General features: G+C 69.8%; 14 protein-coding genes and 2 pseudogenes. 8 read left to right on the top strand and 8 right to left on the bottom strand.

Annotated elements, in window-relative coordinates:
* Positions 1 to 384: 384 nt before the first annotated feature.
* Positions 385 to 768 (top strand): VOC family protein, encoded by a 384-nt coding sequence (locus QFZ71_RS16050; protein WP_307668899.1) that lies wholly within the window; start codon positions 385 to 387, stop codon positions 766 to 768.
* A gap of 1 nt (position 769) precedes the next feature.
* On the opposite strand, the gene QFZ71_RS16045 is transcribed toward QFZ71_RS16050, so the two are convergent.
* Positions 770 to 1,903: an IS630 family transposase gene (locus tag QFZ71_RS16045; protein WP_307668898.1), complete on the bottom strand. Its 1,134-nt coding sequence runs from the start codon at positions 1,901 to 1,903 to the stop codon at positions 770 to 772.
* 495 nt (positions 1,904 to 2,398) lie between these two features.
* Positions 2,399 to 3,154: a glycosyltransferase family A protein gene (locus QFZ71_RS16040; RefSeq protein ID WP_307668897.1), complete on the bottom strand. Its 756-nt coding sequence runs from the start codon at positions 3,152 to 3,154 to the stop codon at positions 2,399 to 2,401.
* Positions 3,155 to 3,270: 116 nt separating this feature from the next.
* On the opposite strand from QFZ71_RS16040, the gene QFZ71_RS16035 reads away from it, so the two are divergent.
* The 3 genes from QFZ71_RS16035 (at position 3,271) to QFZ71_RS16025 (ending at position 7,721) form a co-directional block, all read left to right on the top strand.
* Positions 3,271 to 4,503 carry a hypothetical protein gene (locus QFZ71_RS16035; protein WP_307668896.1) on the top strand — a complete coding sequence of 411 codons (1,233 nt, stop codon included), beginning with the start codon at positions 3,271 to 3,273 and terminating at the stop codon, positions 4,501 to 4,503.
* A 94-nt stretch (positions 4,504 to 4,597) separates the two neighbouring features.
* Positions 4,598 to 5,347 (top strand): hypothetical protein, encoded by a 750-nt coding sequence (locus QFZ71_RS16030; RefSeq protein ID WP_307668895.1) that lies wholly within the window; start codon positions 4,598 to 4,600, stop codon positions 5,345 to 5,347.
* Between the two features lie 193 nt (positions 5,348 to 5,540).
* Positions 5,541 to 7,721 (top strand): TIR domain-containing protein, encoded by a 2,181-nt coding sequence (locus QFZ71_RS16025; protein ID WP_307668894.1) that lies wholly within the window; start codon positions 5,541 to 5,543, stop codon positions 7,719 to 7,721.
* 35 nt (positions 7,722 to 7,756) lie between these two features.
* On the opposite strand, the gene QFZ71_RS16020 is transcribed toward QFZ71_RS16025, so the two are convergent.
* Complete coding sequence (locus tag QFZ71_RS16020; RefSeq protein ID WP_307668893.1) at positions 7,757 to 8,542, bottom strand: DUF1883 domain-containing protein; 786 nt, start codon at positions 8,540 to 8,542, stop codon at positions 7,757 to 7,759.
* A gap of 85 nt (positions 8,543 to 8,627) precedes the next feature.
* Positions 8,628 to 9,491: a hypothetical protein gene (locus QFZ71_RS16015; protein WP_307668892.1), complete on the bottom strand. Its 864-nt coding sequence runs from the start codon at positions 9,489 to 9,491 to the stop codon at positions 8,628 to 8,630.
* Between the two features lie 409 nt (positions 9,492 to 9,900).
* Here QFZ71_RS16015 and QFZ71_RS16010 point away from each other — a divergent pair, with 409 nt between their 5' ends.
* Positions 9,901 to 10,224, top strand: a complete 324-nt coding sequence (locus QFZ71_RS16010) for a hypothetical protein (RefSeq protein WP_307668891.1) — start codon at positions 9,901 to 9,903, stop codon at positions 10,222 to 10,224.
* Between the two features lie 306 nt (positions 10,225 to 10,530).
* Here the strand turns inward: QFZ71_RS16010 and metG are convergent, their stop codons facing one another.
* Positions 10,531 to 12,240 (bottom strand): methionine--tRNA ligase, encoded by a 1,710-nt coding sequence (gene metG, locus QFZ71_RS16005; protein ID WP_307671474.1) that lies wholly within the window; start codon positions 12,238 to 12,240, stop codon positions 10,531 to 10,533.
* A 676-nt stretch (positions 12,241 to 12,916) separates the two neighbouring features.
* On the opposite strand from metG, the gene QFZ71_RS16000 reads away from it, so the two are divergent.
* Entirely contained in the window at positions 12,917 to 13,723 is an 807-nt protein-coding gene (locus QFZ71_RS16000) for an SGNH/GDSL hydrolase family protein (RefSeq protein ID WP_307668890.1), read from the top strand.
* A gap of 90 nt (positions 13,724 to 13,813) precedes the next feature.
* Here the strand turns inward: QFZ71_RS16000 and QFZ71_RS15995 are convergent, their stop codons facing one another.
* From QFZ71_RS15995 to QFZ71_RS15985, 3 genes and pseudogenes are all read right to left on the bottom strand, one after another.
* The gene (locus tag QFZ71_RS15995) at positions 13,814 to 14,206 is read right to left on the bottom strand and encodes a nuclear transport factor 2 family protein (protein ID WP_307671473.1); all 393 of its coding nucleotides are present in this window, start codon (positions 14,204 to 14,206) and stop codon (positions 13,814 to 13,816) included.
* A 179-nt stretch (positions 14,207 to 14,385) separates the two neighbouring features.
* Positions 14,386 to 15,232 (bottom strand): annotated as a pseudogene (locus tag QFZ71_RS15990) (class I SAM-dependent methyltransferase).
* Positions 15,233 to 15,272: 40 nt separating this feature from the next.
* Positions 15,273 to 15,876, bottom strand: a pseudogene (locus QFZ71_RS15985) (ATP-binding cassette domain-containing protein); the annotation flags it as partial.
* 671 nt (positions 15,877 to 16,547) lie between these two features.
* Here QFZ71_RS15985 and QFZ71_RS15980 point away from each other — a divergent pair.
* Positions 16,548 to 18,365 (top strand): prolyl oligopeptidase family serine peptidase, encoded by a 1,818-nt coding sequence (locus QFZ71_RS15980; RefSeq protein ID WP_307668889.1) that lies wholly within the window; start codon positions 16,548 to 16,550, stop codon positions 18,363 to 18,365.
* A 176-nt stretch (positions 18,366 to 18,541) separates the two neighbouring features.
* Positions 18,542 to 19,483: an SURF1 family protein gene (locus QFZ71_RS15975; protein ID WP_307668888.1), complete on the top strand. Its 942-nt coding sequence runs from the start codon at positions 18,542 to 18,544 to the stop codon at positions 19,481 to 19,483.
* Positions 19,484 to 19,649 lie beyond the last annotated feature (166 nt).

Genomic DNA, 19,649 nt, shown 5'->3' with positions numbered 1-19,649 from the left:
GGCGTGACTGCCCTACTCCGCTCCGAGAAGGTCTCCTCCATAGCCTCCGCCCCCTGCGTGATCACCGGTCGGAGCTGCTTCCTGCACACGGCCTCGGTGGTCGCCTGACTGCTGTGGCCGGCCAGCAGGGCGATGCGCTCCAGCGGGATGTCGTGATGTGGGAGAGCAGGGACGCGAGGCTGTGTCGAAAGCTCCCGTGGTGTCCCTTCGGGATCGAGCCCCGCCTTAGCCTCGCCTGCAGTTTCATCTGCCAGCGCAGGTTGAAGGCACTGCTGCTGTCCTAGTGCCGCATCAGGCAACGTTCGCCCTGTCGTGTTGCGCGGGCTGACTCGCTCCGGTGCCAACGGGTGGTAACGGCGTGGGGGGTCTCGGATAGGCTCAAGCATGCGATCTCGAACAGGCGGCATGTGGTGGGGCACCACGATCGAAGCGCCGGATCCCAGCGGTTTGGCGAAGTTCTATGCCGAACTCCTCGATTGGCACATCGGGCACGAAGAGCCGGGAACAGCCATCGTGGCCGCCTCACCGCAAGGACCGTTCTTCGTGTTCCAGCAGGCGGAGGGCTATCGGTCTCCGGTGTGGCCACCGGCCGACGGTGACCAGCGCCCGATGATGCACTTCGACTTCCAGGTCGGCGACCTGGACTCGGCGGTCGCCGAGGCGGTGGCCCTGGGCGCCACCATCGCGGAGTTCCAGCCGCGGGAAAACGTCCGGGTGCTCTTCGACCCGGCCGGCCATCCTTTCTGCCTGTGCCGCGACGACGAATAGATCAGGCGACGTTCGCCCTGTCGACGACGGCGCGTAGGCGCCCGTCGTCGGCATGGCGGTTTCGCCAGATGATGTAGCGGCGGATCATGCTGCCTTGTTCTTTGTGGGTGGCGTGGTCGGTGCCGTCGAGGGTGAAGTAGCGCAGAGCGGTGAACTGAGCCTCGATGCGGTTGAGCCAGGAGCTGTTGGTAGGGGTGTAGGCGATCTCGACGTTGTTCGCGGCAGCCCAGGTGCCGACCCGCTGGCATTTCTTCGTGGTCAGGTGCGGGGAGTAGTTGTCGCAGACGATCGCGATGCGGGTCTCGGGCGGGTAGAGGGTGCGCAGGTAGCGGCAGAACTCCAGGAACTGCGTCCGCCTCTTGATGGGCTTGACGTGGCCGTAGAGCTTGTCCTTGGCCAGGTCGAGTGCGGCGAACAGGTGCCGTACTCCGCCGTAGCGGTTGTAGGTGGCCCGGCGCCTGCGGCGGGGTTCGCGAGCTGGGTCTTTGTGCCTGCCGCTGCGTTCAGCCCACTGCCGGCCGGGGTGGGGCATCAGGTTGAGCGGCCCGAACTCGTCCATACAGAAGACGACTTCGGGCTCGTCGTCCTCGGGTATGACCTCGCCGTCGGCGATCGCGTAGAGGTGTTCGACGCGGGCCTTCTTGGCGGCGTAGTCCGGGTCGCGGGAGGTCTTCCAAGTCTTCAGGCGTTGAAAGGTGACGCCTTCCTCGCGGAGCAGGATGCGCAGGCCCTCGTGGCTGATGTCGTCGATCACCCCCTCGGCGACCAGGAAGTCCGCCGGCTTGGACAGACTCCAGGTGGAAAACGGCAGGTCGTGCTCGGTGGGCTTCGATTTGGCGATCTTCTTGATCTCGCGGCGCTCGGGCAGTGTGAACGTCTTCGGCCGACCGCCTTTGTATTTCGGGTAGAGCGAGTCGAAGCCGTCGGCGTTGAAGTTGTGGATCACATCGCGGACCCGGTCGCCGCTGGTGAACGACACCTCGGCGATCTTCGCCACGGCCATGCCCTGCGCGGACAGCAGGACCATCTGGGCCCGCCGCCAGGTCACCACCGACCCAGTGCCCCTGCGGATGATCCGCAGTAGCCGCCTGCCCTCGTCATCGTCGATCTCCCGGACCTGTGCTCGTTCCGCCACGAGAACAGCATGGCGTGTCCGCGCCGCCCGGACTGACACCCGCACGGCGCGTCACAGCAGGGCGAACGTTGCCTGACGCGGCACTAGCTCTCGGTGTCCGGGGCACCACGAAAATCGCGGTCCTCGATGACCGCGAAGGCTTGCTCAGCGCTGGCGTCCACACATCGATCCGAGCATGGGACGACCTGATGGCGTTGATCAGCTCCTCCACCACGTCAAACTTCCACTGGTGGACGTTCAGCCTCAGATCCTGCATCGGCACCTCGCTGTACGGCATGCCCAGTTGCCACCAGAACCGCATGAGGTAACGACACTCCTGGAACGCGGTCATCCGCCAGGCGATCATGAATGACCGCCCGGACTCGCCGTCTCTGTTCGTCGTCACGAAAGCCGTTGCCGAGGTCGGTCAGGGGCACGCCCGGACGCCAGCAACCACGTGCACCACCCATCACAGGGTCCGTGAAGACGCCGAACGAGTCATTCCGCCAGGAGTTCTTACACGCGGTTCCAAGGCGGGAACGCACTCAGTACGGCCGCACGCTCTCGGATAAGTGCTATCTGCGCCCCCCCCCCGGCGAATTTCGAGGTTTGCTTGGAGCGTTGAGCAGCGTGTCGGCGGTAGCGAAGGGTTGGCGCGTCGACCAGGACTCCCTCCACGACCGCCGAGGCCGCCATGAGGACCCCTGTGTCCTCCATGCCCTGGAGGGCGGACCACCCACCGAGTGCCAGGAGCAGGGAGCGTCTCCACATCACCCCCGCAGGGTGGACGGGAACCCGGTACTCGGTGGGGCTCGTTTTCCAGGTGGGCAGCAGCGCACCCCGAGGCAGAACGCCGGCCGGGATTGGCAAGGGATGGTCGACCAGGAGGCCGTCGGCCATCAGATCGCGGGCGTGGCCCACGGCGTATCCGGCGCCCGGATGGTCGATCAGGGCGGTGGTGAGGACCGCCAGGGCGTCGGGTTCGAGTTCGTCGTCCGCGTCGACGTTCTGGACGAAGGGGGCGGCGGTGCGGCCCAGAGCGACGTTGCGGGTGACCGCCGGCCCTTCGGAGGTGCCGTGAGAGGCGACGACCACCCTCGGGTCGTCCATGGCGGCGCAGGCCGTCAGAACCGCCCGTACCTCGTCCGGCGGCCCGTCGATCTGGACCACCCACCGCCACTGCGCATGGCTCTGGTCGAGCAGTGACCGCCATGCCGCCGGAAGGAAGGCCGCATGTGAGGCGTGCACGGCTGTCACCACGTCTACCTGCATGATCCGATCATATGGACCCCTAGCCCTGTCGTGCCGTGGTATGCACGTTCGGGGCACTGTCGAGCAGCAGGGGGAGCGGATGGACGCCGGGGTCGTACACGGCGCGGCTGAACCAGGTGACCGTCTCGGACTCGCGGGAGCTGGACCGGGTGTGCGAGGAGGTGGCGTTCGCCCTGCACCGGGACGGGACGGAGCCACCCTTCGACGTGGCATCCTCCGACTTCGCCGCCGATCCGTATCTGATCTGTGCCGACCGCTACTGGCGGCTGCGATTCCTGGAACGGCCGAGCATCCGGACCGCCGCCGCCTGCTCCCTCTGGATCGGCGGGCACGTGTCCCGCGAAGCACGGGTCGAAGTGCTGGAGAAGTGGGCCCTCGGATACGCCTTCATCACCAAGGACAGCGTCGAATCCGCCGTCGAGCTCTCCCAGGGCATCGAGGAGATCGTCTCCCGCGACACCCCGGCCGGGGACGTCGCCTACTTCGCCACCCTGTACCACGCGGGCAAACTGCGCTCGGATTTCCTCTTCGAGGAACTCCACCAGTTCCTCGACGCCTCCCTGCTCGCGCTCGCCGCCGGCACCCACCGACAGTCCGCCCTCTTCACGGCACTACGCTCCTTCGCGGCGTTCGGAAGTCCGGCCGTCACCACCGAACACGCCGTCGGTCTCCTCGACCAGGCATGGCGCTCCGCCGACCGCACCCGGCACGTCGTCGACATCGGCCTCAACGGCATCCAGTTCGCGACCCCCTTCGACGGACACGGCGAGCTGCTGCGCGACCGTGCGACCGAGGCCGTACGGGATCACCCCGGCGACCACATGTTCCACTTCCGGCTCGCCACCGGACAGCACATGGCCCGCGAGCACGACGCAGCTCTGAAGAGCATCGACACCGCTCTCCGCCTGCTGCCCGCCGTCGGCACCCGGGGCAGCCACAAACTGCTCCAGGAGCAGTACCTCACCAAGCGGGAAGTGATCGTGGAGGGTCGGCAGCGTGCCGTGCTCGATGCCGAGTACCGACAGCGGCTGGTCGAGCAGGAGACGCGCCACCAGGAGCGGTGGGCACGCTCGGAGGAGGAGATGCGACGACGCGACGAGCATCTGGGCCGGGCCCTCAGGGAGAGCGAGGAGTCGGCGCGGGCCAACCACGTGCGCTCGGTCGAACTCGTCGCCCTCTTCGCGTCCGTCATCGCCTTCGCCGTCGGATCACTTCAGGTGACGCTGACCGGCGACTTCTCCCTGCGTGACCGACTCCTGCTCATCGGCGCGTGGGGCATCGTCCACGCGCTGTTCGCCCTACTCGTGATTGGTGGCACGTGGCTGATCACCCGGCCGCGCCGGACATGACGGACTCACTGGTCTCATACGGGAAGGACGTTGAGGGCAGCCGGTGGTGATCGGTACCGTCGAGGCACAAGGGACGACCGGGGGAGATTTCGACATGGCACGCTCCGTACGTGCGTGGGGGCCGGGTACGCGGACGACGGCGCGGGCGGTGCTTGCAGGGCTGATCGGTGCGGTGGTCGGCATCGCCGCGTACTCCATCGCCCAGACCGGCGGACAGACGCTCTCGATCGTGGTGGGCGGGCTGGCCGGCATCGCGCTCGTCCTGGGGGCCGAGTTCTACCGCCAGTCGGCGCAGTTGACGGAGGTCAAGCTCACCCTGCCCGTCGGCGAGATGACCTTCGCGCCCACCCCGGACGCGCGGCAGGCGGCCCAGCGGCTGTTCTTCCAGGCCGCCACCCGCGTGGCCACCCGTCCGCTGAGCGACGAGGGCGGGAACCTCCGCGCGGCTCTCGCCTCGCTCAAAGGCCTCGTCGACCTGTACCGGGAGCCCGTCGAATCGGGTACCGCGCCGCCGCCGCCAGCCACGGGCGACTCGGTCTACGCTCTCGCGCTGAGCATCGTCAACCACAACCTGGCCCCGTTCCTCGAGATCTGGCACCCGAAGCTGGACACCTGGGCGGCCGCGCAGGGGGAATACGCGGACGAGAGCACGTGGCCCGAGAACGCCGCGTTCCGCGCCGACCTCAAGGAACTGCAGGAACGCCTGCGGCCGTACGTCATCGGGCTGGGAGACCTTGCGGGCATCCGCGACCCGGAGCAGTACCTGCGCCGGCCCGACTGGCGCCCCGGGGCGGGACGCGCGCCCCTCCCCCACCAGCAGGAGACCGGGCCCGACATCCGTTGATCGGCTCGGCCGAACCCGCGAGGTTCTCCTTCCGGTGATGACGCATGATGAGACCGTGAAGATCGACCGACACGTTCCGGCGCCGCGGACGTCCCGCAGAACAGCGCAGACAGCACCCCCCCCCCCCGGCTATTTTCCGGGCTGAGCGGGTATGCCGGCGCGCAGGCATGAGTCCCTGCGGGAGGGACTGATCATGGTCCCTCCGGCAGCGTCCGACGGTGCTCCCGTGCTCGTCGCCGAGTGGGACGTGTTCCTGAGCTACAGCCGCACCGATGCCGACAAGGCCCGGTCCCTCGCCCGCATGCTGCGGGACCAGGGGCTGCGGGTGTTCCTCGACGACATGGGCGTCGACGACTTCGCGTCGATCACCGCTTCGATCTCCGAGGCCCTCGCCCGTTCGAAGGTGCTTCTCGCCCTCTACTCCGCCGAGTATCCGCGTCGTCGTGCCTGCCAGTGGGAGCTCACGTACGCGTATCTCGCCGGTCAGCGGGAGGGTGATCCCCGAAGCCGTGTCCTCGTGATCAACCCCGAGCTCTCCGCCGAGCACGTCCATCCCGTCGAGCTCCGCGACGCCAAGCACTGGATCTGGCCCGCAGCCCCGGACGCGCTCCGGCCGCTCGCGGAGCAGGTCGCGGCGCACGTGGCGGGGATCGACTCGCCCCTCGGCGCGGCGGGCCACCTGGCTGGCGGGCGCGAGGCTCCGTCCGTTCCGTGGCTTCCGGCACCGGTCAGGACGGGCTCGGCGCGCTTCACCGACCGGCTCGCGGAGCAGTGGCGCATCCATACGGCGCTCGTCCGCCACCGCGCCCCGCTCGTCGCCCAGCCGGGCTCGGGCTCCGGCCGGACGGCGCAGCTCCGCGGCATGCCCGGCATCGGCAAGTCTGTACTGGCCCAGGAGTACGCCCTCCGGTTCGGCTCCGCGTATCCCGGCGGTGTGTTCTGGTTCGACCTCCACCCGGCCCAGGGTTCATTCCCGACGACGGCGATGGACGTCTACGCGGAGCAGGTGGACGTCGTGTGCCACGCGCTCGACGTGGACCGTACGGGTGACGCCTCCCTCGTACGGCTCCTCAGCCGACTCGCGATCCACCTGGGCGAACGCGGGGCGCCGTGCCTGTGGGTCGTGGACGGCGTGCCCGACGGACTGAGCCAGGAGGAGCTGCAACTGCTGCGCGGTCCCCACCTGCTCGCCTCCACCCTGCTGACCACGCGCTCGTCCCGGTACGGGTCGTTCGCCGAGGCCGTCGACGTACCGCCGCTCTCCGACGCGGACGGGTACCGGCTCGTCACCTCGCACCGCACTCCCGGGAGCGAGGTCGAGAAGGCGACGGCCCTCGCCCTCGTCCACGACGTGGGCGGACACCCCCATGCCCTCGACCTCCTCTCCGACCTGGCCGACACCGCCGACTTCACCGGCCTCCGGAACCGGCTGCATGCCGCCGGCACCGACATCCTGGTCTCTCCCGGTCCACCGCCTACCGGAAGCCGGCCGTCGGGGCTTTCCCGGGCCCCGCTGGCAGCCACGCTCCTGACCCAGCCCTTGTGCGGGAACGGGCCGGTCGACGACGTCCTGCGCCTCTTCGCCCTCGCCTCCCCGGCGCCCCTTTCCCAGACGGTCCTGGAGAACGCCGTCGCCTCGGTCGACCCCTACGACCCGTGGGAGGCCGGCCCTGCTGTCTCCGACGCCGTCGCCACGCTCCTTGGCTCAGGCGCGCTCCTCCCCGACCCCGCGGCCCCCCGGTCATGGACCGTGCACGCCCTCCTCGCGCGGGCGGTCCGCAGACACGACGAGGACACCGCACGCCAGGAGGACCTACGGCAGGTGCTGCTGCACACCCTCGCGGCGCCGCTCACCAGGATGTCCCACGACAGCGTGCCGCCCCGGCCGGTGCCCGTCCCCTTCCCTCCGCTCGACCTGCCCCGCTCGGGACCGAGCCCCGTGGAACGGGCCGCCGCGTTCGACCTCCAGGTGGAACTGGTCACCCGGGTCGGCGTCCAGCCTCTCGGACCCGAGGAGGGCTCGCTGCGCGAAGCCCTCACCTCACTGCACTCCCTGTTCGCCACGACCCGGGAGGTGCTGCACCGGGTCGCGGCCGAGTCCCCGCCCCCGCTCGTCCTCCCCCGGATCGCCTTCGTCCTGGCCAACCAACACCTCCGCCCTTTCCTCGCGACGTGGCACTCGGCCCTCCGCCTGCACGAGGAGACCTGTCCGCCCGGACGCAGCTCCATCGACCACGAACGGCTCTGGCCCAGGGCCGCCGGCATGCGCACGCAGCTCGCCGAGCTGAAGGATCCGCTGTCCTCGACCGCCGAGGAGTTGGCCGCTCTCTGCGGGATCGACCTGCTGCACCTGGCAGGGCCGGGGGATACCTGATACGCCCCGCCCCTCGCCCTTCGTCGCGACCCACCTCAGTCGCGTTCGCCTCGTACGACCTGGGCGATGGCTTCCGCGATCTCCTCGACGGAGTAGTCGCAGGTGCTCATCGCGACCGTGCCGGCGAGCGAAGGGCTGTACCGCCGGACGCCATCGGCGTCCAGGTCGTGCCAGATCGGCAGCAGCGATTGTTCACCGGCCACGCTGCGAGTGACGAGCCCGTCGAGCTCGTGGTTGGTCCATCCCTTCACGAAGAAGGAGTCCGAGAGGATGACGACGCCGTACCGGCTGGCTCTGATGCCTTCGTCGATCATCCGACGCAGGCTGTGCCCGAGCCGCATCCGGGCCTCGTCCAGCCAGACGCTCACCCCCAGTTCGACGAGTGCGTCCCGGAGCGGGCGAGCGACGTCTTCCTTGTCCTCCGAAGCGTGGGAGACGAAGACGTCCCACGTCTGTCCGCCGAGGGCATCACCCGACGGTTCCTGCGGCTCGTGGAGAGCGACCGAGCGCGCCGGGTTCGTCCCCGCTTCTCGGACCGGGGGAAGGAATCCTCGCGGCGGCGGCTGAACGCCCACGGACGCGGCGATACGTCCGGAGTGGCCTCCCAGGTCGATCGCGACGACCCAGTGACCGTCACGAGGGATGGCCACTCGGCAAGGCGATCGGGTGACACGTCCGCCGTAGTACCGATGCCTTCTTCCCGTCTTGTACTTGCTGTACTCGCTGCGCGTCATCACCAGGACATTCGCCTGATTACGCAGGGTGACAATTACAGTGGACCCCTTCTTGAGGTTCCCGAGGTCTTTGAAGAAATGCTGCACGGACGCTCCTCCCCGAGACGACTGCGTCGCATTCAGGTTAAGAAGCACCACCGACAGTCGAGCTGGGCCGCCCGTCCTTGCCTGGTCAGGCAAGCGGATCGATCCGGCCGGCACACGCGACTTGGAGCGTTCGGAGCGCTCCGACCGCTTCCTGGAATTCGTCTCCATCCTTGTCCGGAACTGCCACTGCGGCCATGACCAGTCCCTCGACCTCACGTACGGACGCCGGAGGCAGAACGAAGGTTCCGTTCTTGAACCCGGTGTCGATGTTCGTGGACAGCAACTCGTGGAGGGAATCCCAGGACCGACGGGCAGCGGACCGGAGCTTGTTCCGCTCGCTCTCCTCACTTTCTCCCCCAAGGTCTTCGAGCGCCCGGAGAAGCAACTGGACGTGCCTGTTGAGCGATGTGGTCAGCCTGCGGAACCTCAGGTGCACTTTGAGCGCCGCGGCCGTCGTGGTTCCTGCGATGGTGACGACCATTCCGAAGAGCACCGTGTCGAACTTCGGGTCGTTCTGTTGCCAGTGCACATACCAGATGAGGCCCAAGGCGCCCATGGCCATGGCGACCACCCTCCCGTACATGGCCCGGACAAGCCGCCGCCGAAGCCGCTCCAGAGGAAAGTCCGTGGGCTCGAAGGTGCCGTAGAACGTATGCAGGAACCAGATGAGGATCAGGACCGAGCCCGCTCCTCCCTTGTCCTCGGGTGCCGCGGTGAAAGCGACGTAGGCGAAGCTCGCGACGAGCAGGCCATAGAGGACCAAGGGAGTGGTCGTGATACGGCGGCGCCATCGCGAAGGCAGCGAACGGAACCAGGGAAGCACCAGCCAGGCAGCGGCACCGTAGAGGACCACGCTCGATGCGAGTTGGCCAGCGATCCATACGAGGTTGCCTGTCATCATCACGACCGTGAGGGCGGCCAAGGCCGCAGCCGCCAAGATCACCGCCATGGTGAGGCGGCTCCACATGGGCAGTCGCTCGAGCAGGACTATGAGACGAGGCAACGGCATGACCTTTCTGTCGGTTGCCTCCTACCTACCAGGGCGGTCTGACAGCGGGCCCGTAGTGCCCCCGGTGACTCCGACCAGGACCTGTCTCACCGGGCGAGGGTTTATCCGAAAACCACGTTGAGATGGGTGTGCTCCGAGGGAAGATCCTTGCCAGCCGTTTGCAAGAGAGGACCACCGACCATGACCTGCCAACCGGACCGCGCCTGCGGGCGGCCGACCCGTTCGGGCAACCCGTGCAAGATTCGGATATCAGGGTCGGACGTGGCGTGCGGCACGCATGCCACCGAGCAGGACAAGGCCGTGGCCGAGGCCCACCGGCGCGGGTGAAGGGAGGGCTACGAGTCGGGAAGTGAAAGCAGCGCGCTTCTCCAAGTCCCGCATCGAACGGCTGGAACAACGCGTCAAGGAGCTTGAGGAGCAGCTGGACAGCACACGGCGCGTGTATGAGGTCAACGGCTGCCAGGTCGTGGAGGTCGGCGGTTACGGATACCGCTGGCGCGAGAACGAGCCGCTCGAAGTCGGTGATCGTGTGCTGCTGCCGGAGAACTACGTGAGCCGCATCAAGAACGGCCCGGGCCCCACGGTGGGTGTGGTCGACAAGCTCGGCACCACCTATCGCGGTTCCCTGTCCGACATCGTGGGGCGGGCACCAGCGGCCGGCAAGGACGGCTGACAGAAGCTCGTGCCCCCACTGTGCCTCTAAACCGTGTCTCGCACTTTCCCTGGCTGCACCTCATCCGGGACGAGGAGGCCGTGGGTTCAGACCGCCACCCCAACAGCTGAAACACCAGGTCAGGGGCCTGATCCGCATCGCGGGTCGGGCCTCTGAGCAGTTTCGGGGGACGTGTACATCCGAGCATTCCTCCACGCCGCCTCGTCGCCCCTGTCCGGCCATGGCGCCTGGTCCGTACGGTGCCGGAGCTTCGATTGTGATCATGGCGGTCCGAGGCCCCCGGACCGCCATGATCGGTGTCCCGGCTCAGGCTGCCGCGCCCCCGAAGCGCGCACGATAGGACTCCAGGTCCTCGTCCGTGATCTTCGCGAAGAGGACCGGTGGGACCGTGAACGGGGTGCCGGCCGGGATCGTGGACAGGGACTTCGCCTGGTCAGGTGTTGGCCAGGTCGCCGCGTCGTTCGGCAGGGTGAAGGCGCCACGCATCGTTGCGGCCGAGGTCGGGATGAAGGGCTCGGAGACGATCGCGTACAGGTGGATCAGGTTCATCGCCGTGCGCAGCGTCAGGGCCGCGCCGTCCGGGTCCGCCTTGATCTGCTGCCAGGGGGCCTTCTCCTCCAGGTAGGAGTTGCCGGCCGACCACAGGGACCTCAGTGCGGCCGCTGCCTTGCGGTACCGGAGGGTATCCATGTGCTCCTCGTACTCGGCCAGCAGGCGGGCGGTCTCCTCGCCGAGCCGCGTCTCCGCCTCGCCCGCCCCGCTGCCCGCGGGGACCTCGTCGCCGAAGCGTTTGCGGGAGAAGGACAGCACGCGGTTGACGAAGTTGCCGAGGGTGTCCGCCAGGTCCTTGTTGACCGTGGCGGCGAAGTGCTCCCAGGTGAAGGACGAGTCGTCGGACTCGGGCGCGTTGGCGATCAGGAAGTAGCGCCAGTAGTCGGCCGGGAGCGTCTCCAGTGCGGCGTCGGTGAAGATGCCGCGCTGCTGGGAGGTGGAGAACTTGCCGCCGTAGTACGTCAGCCAGTTGAAGCCCTTGACGACGTCGACCGTCTTCCACGGTTCGCGCACCCCCAACTGGGTGGCGGGGAACATCACCGTGTGGAACGGGACGTTGTCCTTCGCCATGAACTGGGTGTAGCGGACCGTGTCGTCGGCCTCGTACCACCACGACTTCCAGTCGCGGGTCTCACCGGGCGGGGCCGCGTCCGCCCACTCCTTCGTGGCGCCGATGTACTCGATCGGGGCGTCGAACCAGACGTAGAAGACCTTGCCCTCGGCCGCCAGCTCCGGCCAGGTGTCCGCCGGGACCGGCACGCCCCAGTCCAGATCACGGGTGATCGCCCGGTCGTGCAGGCCCTCGGTCAGCCACTTGCGGGCGATGGAGGAGGACAGCTGCGGCCAGTCCCCCTCGTGGCGGGCCACCCATGCCCCCACCTCCTGCTGGAGCTTCGACTGGAGCAGGAACAGGTGCTTCGTCCCGCGGACCTCCAGCTCCGTGGAGCCGCTGATCGCGGAACGCGGGTCCAGGAGGTCGGTGGGGTCCAGGACGCGGGTGCAGTTCTCGCACTGGTCTCCGCGCGCCTTGTCGTAGCCGCAGTGCGGGCAGGTGCCCTCGACGTACCGGTCCGGCAGGAAGCGGCCGTCGACCGGGGAGTACACCTGACTGATCGCCCGTTCCTCGATGAAGCCGTTCTCCCACAGCTTCCGCGCGAAGTGCTGCGTGATCTCGGCGTTCTGCCGCGAGGAGCTGCGGCCGAAGTGGTCGAAGGCCAGCTGGAAGCCGTCGTACACCGCCTTCTGCGCGTCGTGGGCCTGCGCGCAGAACTCCGCCACCGACGTGCCGGCCGCCTTGGCCGCCAGCTCGGCGGGGGTCCCGTGCTCGTCGGTCGCGCAGATGTACAGGACGTCGTGACCACGCCGGCGGAGGTACCGGGAGTACACATCCGCCGGAAGCATCGACCCGACCATGTTGCCCAGGTGCTTGATCCCGTTGATGTAGGGAAGCGCGCTGGTTACCAGGTGTCGAGCCTTCCTCGGATGCTCCCTTTCGTACGGGCGCGGGACCGGTGGCCGGGTCGCGGCAGGTCCGGTCGGTGGTGTGCGGTCGGCGGCTGCCCTGTGGCCGCGCGACCGCGGAACGCGGCAATCGTAGGTCACCTCCCCACCGTGACCGCGAGCCGTTTATCGCCGGCCGTCAGCGGGCCGGGCGGTCACACCGGCCCGGCTCTCCCTGCGGACCAGCTTCATGGACGAGGGCCGGGAATCGGCACCGGGGACCACCTCCACTCCCCCCGCGCAGCCCGGTCGGCACCCGTTCGCGGCGGGCCCGGATGCCGTAGCGGCCCCGGCGCTCCCCCATCTCGCCCACCCCGCCTCCTCGTCCCGCGAGGTGGGCCGTACGGATGAATCGGGGGCCCTCCCGGGGGCGCGCTCCCCCCTCCGCCACGCCGTGAGGAGCTGGCCGCCGGGACACACGGAATTCCCTTGAACTTGCCCGTACAGGCACGGAGTTGAGGGTTTATCTACGCGCGGAGCATAAGTCACCGAACGATCATTCGGGCATATCAGACGACTTCCCGCGGGGGCCCTACCCGCTGGTACCGCGAGCTGCTAGAAACTGCATCGCTCCCCCCGTCCCCCGCTTCCTTTCACGGCTCGTCCCCTCATCCCCCACACCTCGAAGGGCCTTGCAGCCATGTCAGTACGCAGAATCCGGACTTCCGTCATCACCTTCGCCCTCGCCGCCGCGGCCGCTCTCGGCGTCGCAGGACCGGCCGCGGCGAGCGACTCGGCGGCCGCGGGCGGCTATGTCGCGCTCGGCGACTCCTACTCCTCGGGCGTCGGCGCCGGAAGCTACCTGTCCGACAGCGGCGACTGCCGGCGCAGCACCAAGGCCTACCCGTATCTGTGGCAGGCGGCCAACTCCCCCGCCTCCTTCGACTTCGTCGCCTGCTCGGGGGCGACGACCTCGTCCGTGGCCGGCACCCAGCTCGGCGCGCTCGACGCGTCCACGTCGCTCGTGAGCGTGACCGCCGGAGGCAACGACGTCGGGTTCGCCTCCGTCATGCAGGACTGCGTCCTCGGCAGTGAGGCCACCTGCATCAGCCGCGTGAACAACGCCGTCTCACAGATGAACAACTCCCTGCCGGGACGCCTCGATTCGCTCTACGACGACATCCGGGCCCGCGCCCCCCGGGCGCAGGTCGTGGTCCTCGGCTACCCCCGCTTCTACCAGCTCTCCGGCAGCTGCATCGCCGGGCTCACCGAGGCCGAACGGACCGCGATCAACAAGGCGTCGGACGCACTGAACGGCGTCATCGCCAAGCGGGCCGCCGATGCCGGGTTCGCCTTCTCCAGCGTGGTGGACGAGTTCACCGGGCACGAGCTGTGTTCGGGCGACGCCTGGCTCCACAGCGTCACGCTCCCGGTCTACAACTCCTACCACCCCAAGGCCGCGGGGCAGTCGGGCGGCTACCTGCCCGCCTTCCGCTCGGCGGTGTAGGACCGATCGCGTACGGAGAGGCGGTTCACCGGGCGACCGATGGGCCGCCTCTCTCCGTACCGCCCGCTTCTCTCCGTACCGCCCGCTCCCTCAGTACCGCTCGACCAGGTGCTCGCGGCCGGCCGGCGGCTCGTACGACTCGGGCCAGAAGTCCGTCACCGCGGTGATCAGACCGTTCGCGTCGAACGTGAAGAACTGGATGGCGTCCAGCTCCTGCGGCGGATCGCCCTCCCGCTCCGCCGTCACGGTGACCCCGGTCCGGGCGGCGGCCTGCCGGCCCTCCGCGTCGGCGACGATCCGCTCGACCCGTACGTGCCAGTCGCCCGGATACTCCCGGTTGAACCGCACGTACCGATCCCTGCCGCTGATCCGCTCCCGTGTCTGCGGCAGGTCGTACACCACGTCCTCGGCCAGGGTCGCCCCGAAAGCATCCCAGTCGCGCGCCTCGGCGGTCGCCCAGTACGTCTCCACCGCCCCCCGCAGCGCGGCCGTCGTCGGTCCCGTGGCCGCGCCGGAAGGCGCTCCCGTCGTCGCGTCAGAAACCGTACCGGGCAGGGCTTCGCCCGCCGATCCACCTGTCATGTCGGTCATGGGAACGAGTCTGGCCCCCACCACTGACAATCGGCCGGAGAAGACCGCCACCGCCGCTCACTCGTCGGTGGTCAGTCCTGCCGCCCCGCGGGCCGCGACGCCTTGATCGAGTACATCAGCGGAATCCGCGGCCGGCCCGCCGGGAACCGGAAGTGGCCGTCCGCGTGGCGCTCCAGCACGTCGAAGCGCTGGACGAGCGCGAGATCGTGCTCGTGGAGGAAGTCGATCCGCAGTCCGGCCGCGGCGAGCGCCGTCACCACCCGGCCCACCGGGTGCTGCCACTCGATGCTGCGGTTGTGGACCGTCGGCGCGGTGAGGTCGGCGTACGTCCCCGGCGTCTCGTCCACCCAGGCGTCCCGGCTGAAGTAGTCGTCGGTGACCACCGAACCGGTCTCGGCGTCCATCGAGTCGGTCAGCGGATGGAACTCTCACGAGGTAGAGGAATCCGCCGGGGGCGACCAGCGAGGCAGCGGTCTCGGCCCAGCGATCGATGTCGGGCAGCCAGTTGAGCGCGCCGATCCCCGTGTAGACGATGTCGTACGCGGAGTCGGGGACGGCGGACGGGGCGTCGTACACATCGGCCGCGACGAACGCCGCCCGGTCCGGGCCCAGCCCCAGCTCTCCGGCCAGGCCGCGGGCGGTCTCGACGGCGGGTTCGGAGAAGTCGAGGCCCACGACCTGCCTCGCGCCGTGTCGTGCCCAGGACAGGGTGTCCACGCCTATGTGGCACTGGAGGTGCAGCAGCGTCCGGCCCGTGACGTCACCGACCTCGGCCAGCTCGAAGGCGCGCAGCGCGTCCTGGCCCGCCCGGAACGCGTCCAGGCCGTAGTAGTCGCTCGCCACATGGATCGGCACACGTTCGTCCCAGCGTGCGCGGTTGGCGTCGTGCCAGTCGTCAGGAGTCGTCGAGGAGTACATGCCCCGAAAGCTACTCATGGGCCCGGCGGGGCACGAGTGGTTATCCGGTGCCCTCAAGACCCATGAGGGCGGAGTACGCGGACTCGGCCCGCCGGCCCGGGGCGGCGTCGGGCCGCGCGTGTTCCAGGAAGCTCCCGGTCGCCCCGTGGTGGAGTATGCGGCCCCGGTTCATGAGGGAGACGGTGTTCGCCTCGTCGGCCAGGTCGGCGATGTCGTGGGTGGACATCAGGACCGGAATCCGCTCGGTGACCTTCCGCAGAACATCGCGGAACACGGTCCGCTGGTGCGGGTCGAGGCCGGCGGTGGGCTCGTCGAGGAGGATCACCCGCGCGTCGTGGGCGGGGGCGCACGCGATGCCGACCCGGCGGAGCTGGCCTCCGGAGAGCTTGGCCGTCTTCCGGCCGCTCCGGTCGGCGAGGCCCACCTGTTCGAGGACCGTGCCCGCGCGTTCCCACGCCGCGGAACGGTCCTCGCCCTTCAGCCAGGCCGCGTACGCCACGTACTCACGCGCTGTGAGCTGCCGTGACGTCGGCACCTTCTGCGGCAGCCACGCCACATGGCGGCGGTATGCACGTGCGGCGGAGGTGAGGTCGGAGCCCCTTGAGCCGGACCTGGCCTCCCCCGGGCGCCACCGTGCCGGCCAGGCCCCGATGAAGGGCGTGGCCGGCACGGCCGGGTGGGTGCGGAGGGAGGTGGAGATGCGCATGGGCCTCGTCGTGGAGCCGGAGCCGTTGGAACACGCCGTGAACGTGGAGGAGTCATGCTTCTTGTCGCTCCCCCGGTCGACCTGCTGCCGGAGCTCCACGTTCACGCTCGTCCGGCCGTACACCTCTTCGCAACCGGTGAAGTCGATGTCGTTGGACGACCCGTCGACCCACCGCTGGGACGGCTTGCCCTGGTCGCCCACCCAGTCATCGGCGGTCCCGTTCGCCCGGGCACCCGTGCCCGTCGCCGACACGGGCACCGCAGCGGCTCCAACGACCGTACCGGCCTTGCGCATACGGCGTCCTGCCACGGAAATCCCCTCCCTCGACTTCCCGGTCGCCGAGACCCCCTCGAACGGCAACCCGAAAAGTCGCCGAACGTCAGCACCGGTCAGGGCGTTCCGGTCCCGGAAGAGACGGCGCATGTCCGGTTCATTCGATCTCGGTCCGATCCATCACGCCCCATCGGCATCGGATTCCCGCAGAGAAGAGGCGCCTCCGGACTCCGGAATTCGTCCCCCGGGAATTCCGCACAGCCCCGGACGGGCCCCTGGTGATACGCGGTCCGCATCCCGTCGCGGGCGGGCCGGGCGATCGGGTTGGATGGGGGCATGACGACTGATGCAGCAGCCGCGCCCGACTGGGAGAAGCGGTTCCGTGCCCCCCGTGTCTCGCTTCCCGACTGGGCCGAGGACGCGCCTGACCGCTCCCTCTTCGTCTCGAACGTCACGGGGACCTACGAGCTGTACGCGTGGGACCGGGCGAGCGGGCGGCAGCGCCAGGTGACCGACCGGCCCAACGGGACCACCGACGGGGTGCTGACGCCGGACGGGGAGGCGATCTGGTGGTTCAGCGACACCGACGGCGACGAGTTCGGGGTGTGGATGCGCCAGCCGTTCGACGGTGGCGAGGACGAACCGGCCGTGCCGGGGCTCGCCCCCTCCTATCCGGCGGGTCTGGCCATCGGGCGCGACGGTTCGGCGGTGATCGGGCGGTCGACGGACGAGGACGGCACGACGGTCCATCTGGTGCGGAAGCCGGGCGGTGACCCGGTGGAGATCTACCGGCACCGGGAGTCCGCGGGGGTCGGGGACCTGTCCCACGACGGCACCCTGATCGCCCTGGAGCACACCGAGCACGGCGACGCGATGCACTCCGCGCTGCGGGTGGTGCGCCCGGACGGCTCCACGGTGGCCGAGCTGGACGACACCGAGGGCGGCACGAAGGAGCTGGGGCTCACCGTGCTCGGCTTCGCCCCGGTGGCCGGTGACACCCGGCTCCTCGTCGGGCACCAGCGGCGGGGGCGCTGGGAGCCGATGATCTGGGACCCGGTCGCGGGCACGGAGACCGTCCTGCCGGTCGACCTGCCGGGCGATGTGGGGGCCGAGTGGTATCCGGACGGCTCCGCGCTGCTCATCGAGCACGAATTCGAGGCCCGCAGCGAGCTGTGGCGTTACGAGCCGGGGACCTCGGGGCCCGTGCGCGTGGAGACCCCCGCCGGCACGGTGTCGAGCGCCACGGCCCGACCGGACGGCACGGTGGAGTACCTGTGGTCGTCGGCCGCCGAGCCGCCCGTGGTGCGGTCCACGAGCGGTGCCGTGGTCCTGGACCCGCCCGGCGCGAAGGCCCCGCCGTCCGTGCCCGTCGAGGACGTGTGGGTGGACGGGCCGGGCGGCCGTGTCCACGCCCTCGTGCAGAGGCCCGCGACCGGGGAGGGCCCCTTCCCCACGGTCTTCGAGATCCACGGCGGACCGACCTGGCACGACAGCGACGCCTTCGCCTCCGGCCCGGCCGCCTGGGTGGACCACGGCTTCGCGGTCGTCCGGGTCAACTACCGGGGCTCCACCGGGTACGGCCGCGAGTGGACCGACGCGCTGAAGCACCGGGTCGGCCTCATCGAACTGGAGGACATCGCGGCCGTGCGGGAGTGGTCCGTGGCATCCGGGCTCGCGGACCCGCAGCGGCTGGTCCTGGCAGGCGGCTCCTGGGGCGGGTACCTCACCCTGCTCGGGCTCGGCACCCAGCCGGACGCCTGGGCGCTGGGGCTGGCCGCGGTGCCGGTCGCGGACTACGTCACGGCGTACCACGACGAGATGGAGGCCCTGAAGGCCATGGACCGCACGCTGCTGGGCGGCACTCCGGAGGAGGTCCCCGAGCGCTTCGAGGCGTCCTCCCCGCTGACGTACGTCGACGCGGTACGCGCCCCGGTCTACATCTCGGCGGGCGTCAACGATCCGCGCTGTCCCATCCGTCAGGTGGAGAACTACGTGGACCGGCTGGCGGCGCGCGGCGCGGTGCACGAGGTGTACCGGTACGACGCCGGGCACGGCTCGCTCGTGGTGGAGGAGCGGATCAAGCAGGTGCGGCTGGAGCTGGAGTTCGCCCTCAAGCACCTCGGAGGAGGCGCGGCGGCCGGTACGGCGGGGTGAACCTCGGCCGGGGCGGCCGGGAGCGGTGGTCCGGCGGGGAGGCCGAGGGCTGGACTCGTACGCCGGGGGCGGAGGCGGGGGAGCGGGGGTTCTCCGCGCCCCGGACGGGCGTAAGAGGCGGATAAAGGACGGACCCCGCTCCGGAACAGCGGGGCGGGGAACCGTACCTTGGAGGGGTGTACCGGTTCCTGCTGACCCCGCGATGGTGGGGGATCAACCTCTTCGTCGTGCTGGCCATTCCGTTCTGCGTGTTCATGGGCACCTGGCAGCTCGGCCGCTTCGAGGACCGCGTGCAGTCGCACGAACAGGCGGAGAAGCAGCCCGATCCCGGCACCCGGGCCGCCAAGCCCCTCGAAGAGCTGCTGCCCGTCGACAAGGTGACGTCCGGCCGCCCGGCCATCGCCACCGGCACGTACGCCGACCAGTTCCTGGTACCCGGCCGTGAACTCGACGACCGCCGGGGCTTCTACGTCCTGACCATGCTGCGCACGGACAGCGGCAAGGCCCTGCCGGTGGTACGGGGCTGGCTGCCCGGCTCCCCGAACGACGCCCGCGTGCCCGCCGCCCCGCGGGGTGAGGTCACGGTGACCGGTGACCTCCAGGCATCCGAGAACGCCCGCAGCAACGGCGTCGATGTCCGGGGTGGGCTTCCCGAGGGCCAGCTCGGCATGATCAGCGCCGCGACCCTGGTGAACCTCGTCCCGTACGACGTCTACGACGCCTGGGTGACCCTCCCCGAGCCCGAGGCGGGCGGTGCGGACAGGGCGATGAAGCCGGTGCCGGCGGCGGCCCCGGAGGGCAGCGGCCTCGATCTGAAGGCGTTCCAGAACCTGGGGTACACGGGCGAGTGGTTCGTCTTCGCCGGGTTCGTGCTCTTCATGTGGTTCCGGCTGGTGCGGAGGGAGGCCGAGGCCGCGCGTGACGTCGCCCTCGGGCTCGTGCCGGAGGGCTCGGAGGGGCCTGGTACCTCGGCGGCCTCGGACGATGCGGGGGCCTTGGCGGCCCCGGCTGAGGCGGGGGTCCCGACCGTACCGGCGGCACCGGGCGACGCCGGAGCCTCGGAAGACCCGCAGGCCGCAGGGGCCGCGGAAGCCGCCTCGGGCCACGCGGGGCGCTGACGACTCCCGGCGCCGGCCGGGACGAGGGCGAGGGCTGGTGCCCGCCCCGGTCGGAAGGCGGACGCGGGGCGCTGCCGCCGGCCCCGGTCGGGGCGTGGGCGGGCGCTGACGCCGAACCCGGTCAGGGCGTGGGCGGGCGCTGACGCCGGGCCCGGTCACGACGTGG

The sequence above is a fragment of the Streptomyces sp. V2I9 genome (genome assembly GCF_030817475.1).
Classification (GTDB): domain Bacteria; phylum Actinomycetota; class Actinomycetes; order Streptomycetales; family Streptomycetaceae; genus Streptomyces.
Note: the sequence above shows the minus strand (reverse complement) of the source record. Positions and strands in the feature narration are given on the sequence as shown.

Excerpts from the sequence above, each read along its gene's own strand:
- QFZ71_RS16030 (WP_307668895.1), top strand. The coding sequence starts at position 4,598 with ATGGCACGCTCCGTACGTGCGTGGGGGCCGGGTACGCGGACGACGGCG.
- QFZ71_RS16025 (WP_307668894.1), top strand. The coding sequence starts at position 5,541 with ATGGTCCCTCCGGCAGCGTCCGACGGTGCTCCCGTGCTCGTCGCCGAG.
- QFZ71_RS16000 (WP_307668890.1), top strand. The coding sequence starts at position 12,917 with ATGTCAGTACGCAGAATCCGGACTTCCGTCATCACCTTCGCCCTCGCC.
- QFZ71_RS15980 (WP_307668889.1), top strand. The coding sequence starts at position 16,548 with ATGACGACTGATGCAGCAGCCGCGCCCGACTGGGAGAAGCGGTTCCGT.
- QFZ71_RS16015 (WP_307668892.1), bottom strand. The coding sequence starts at position 9,491 with ATGGCGGTGATCTTGGCGGCTGCGGCCTTGGCCGCCCTCACGGTCGTG.
- QFZ71_RS16040 (WP_307668897.1), bottom strand. The coding sequence starts at position 3,154 with ATGCAGGTAGACGTGGTGACAGCCGTGCACGCCTCACATGCGGCCTTC.
- QFZ71_RS16050 (WP_307668899.1), top strand. The coding sequence starts at position 385 with ATGCGATCTCGAACAGGCGGCATGTGGTGGGGCACCACGATCGAAGCG.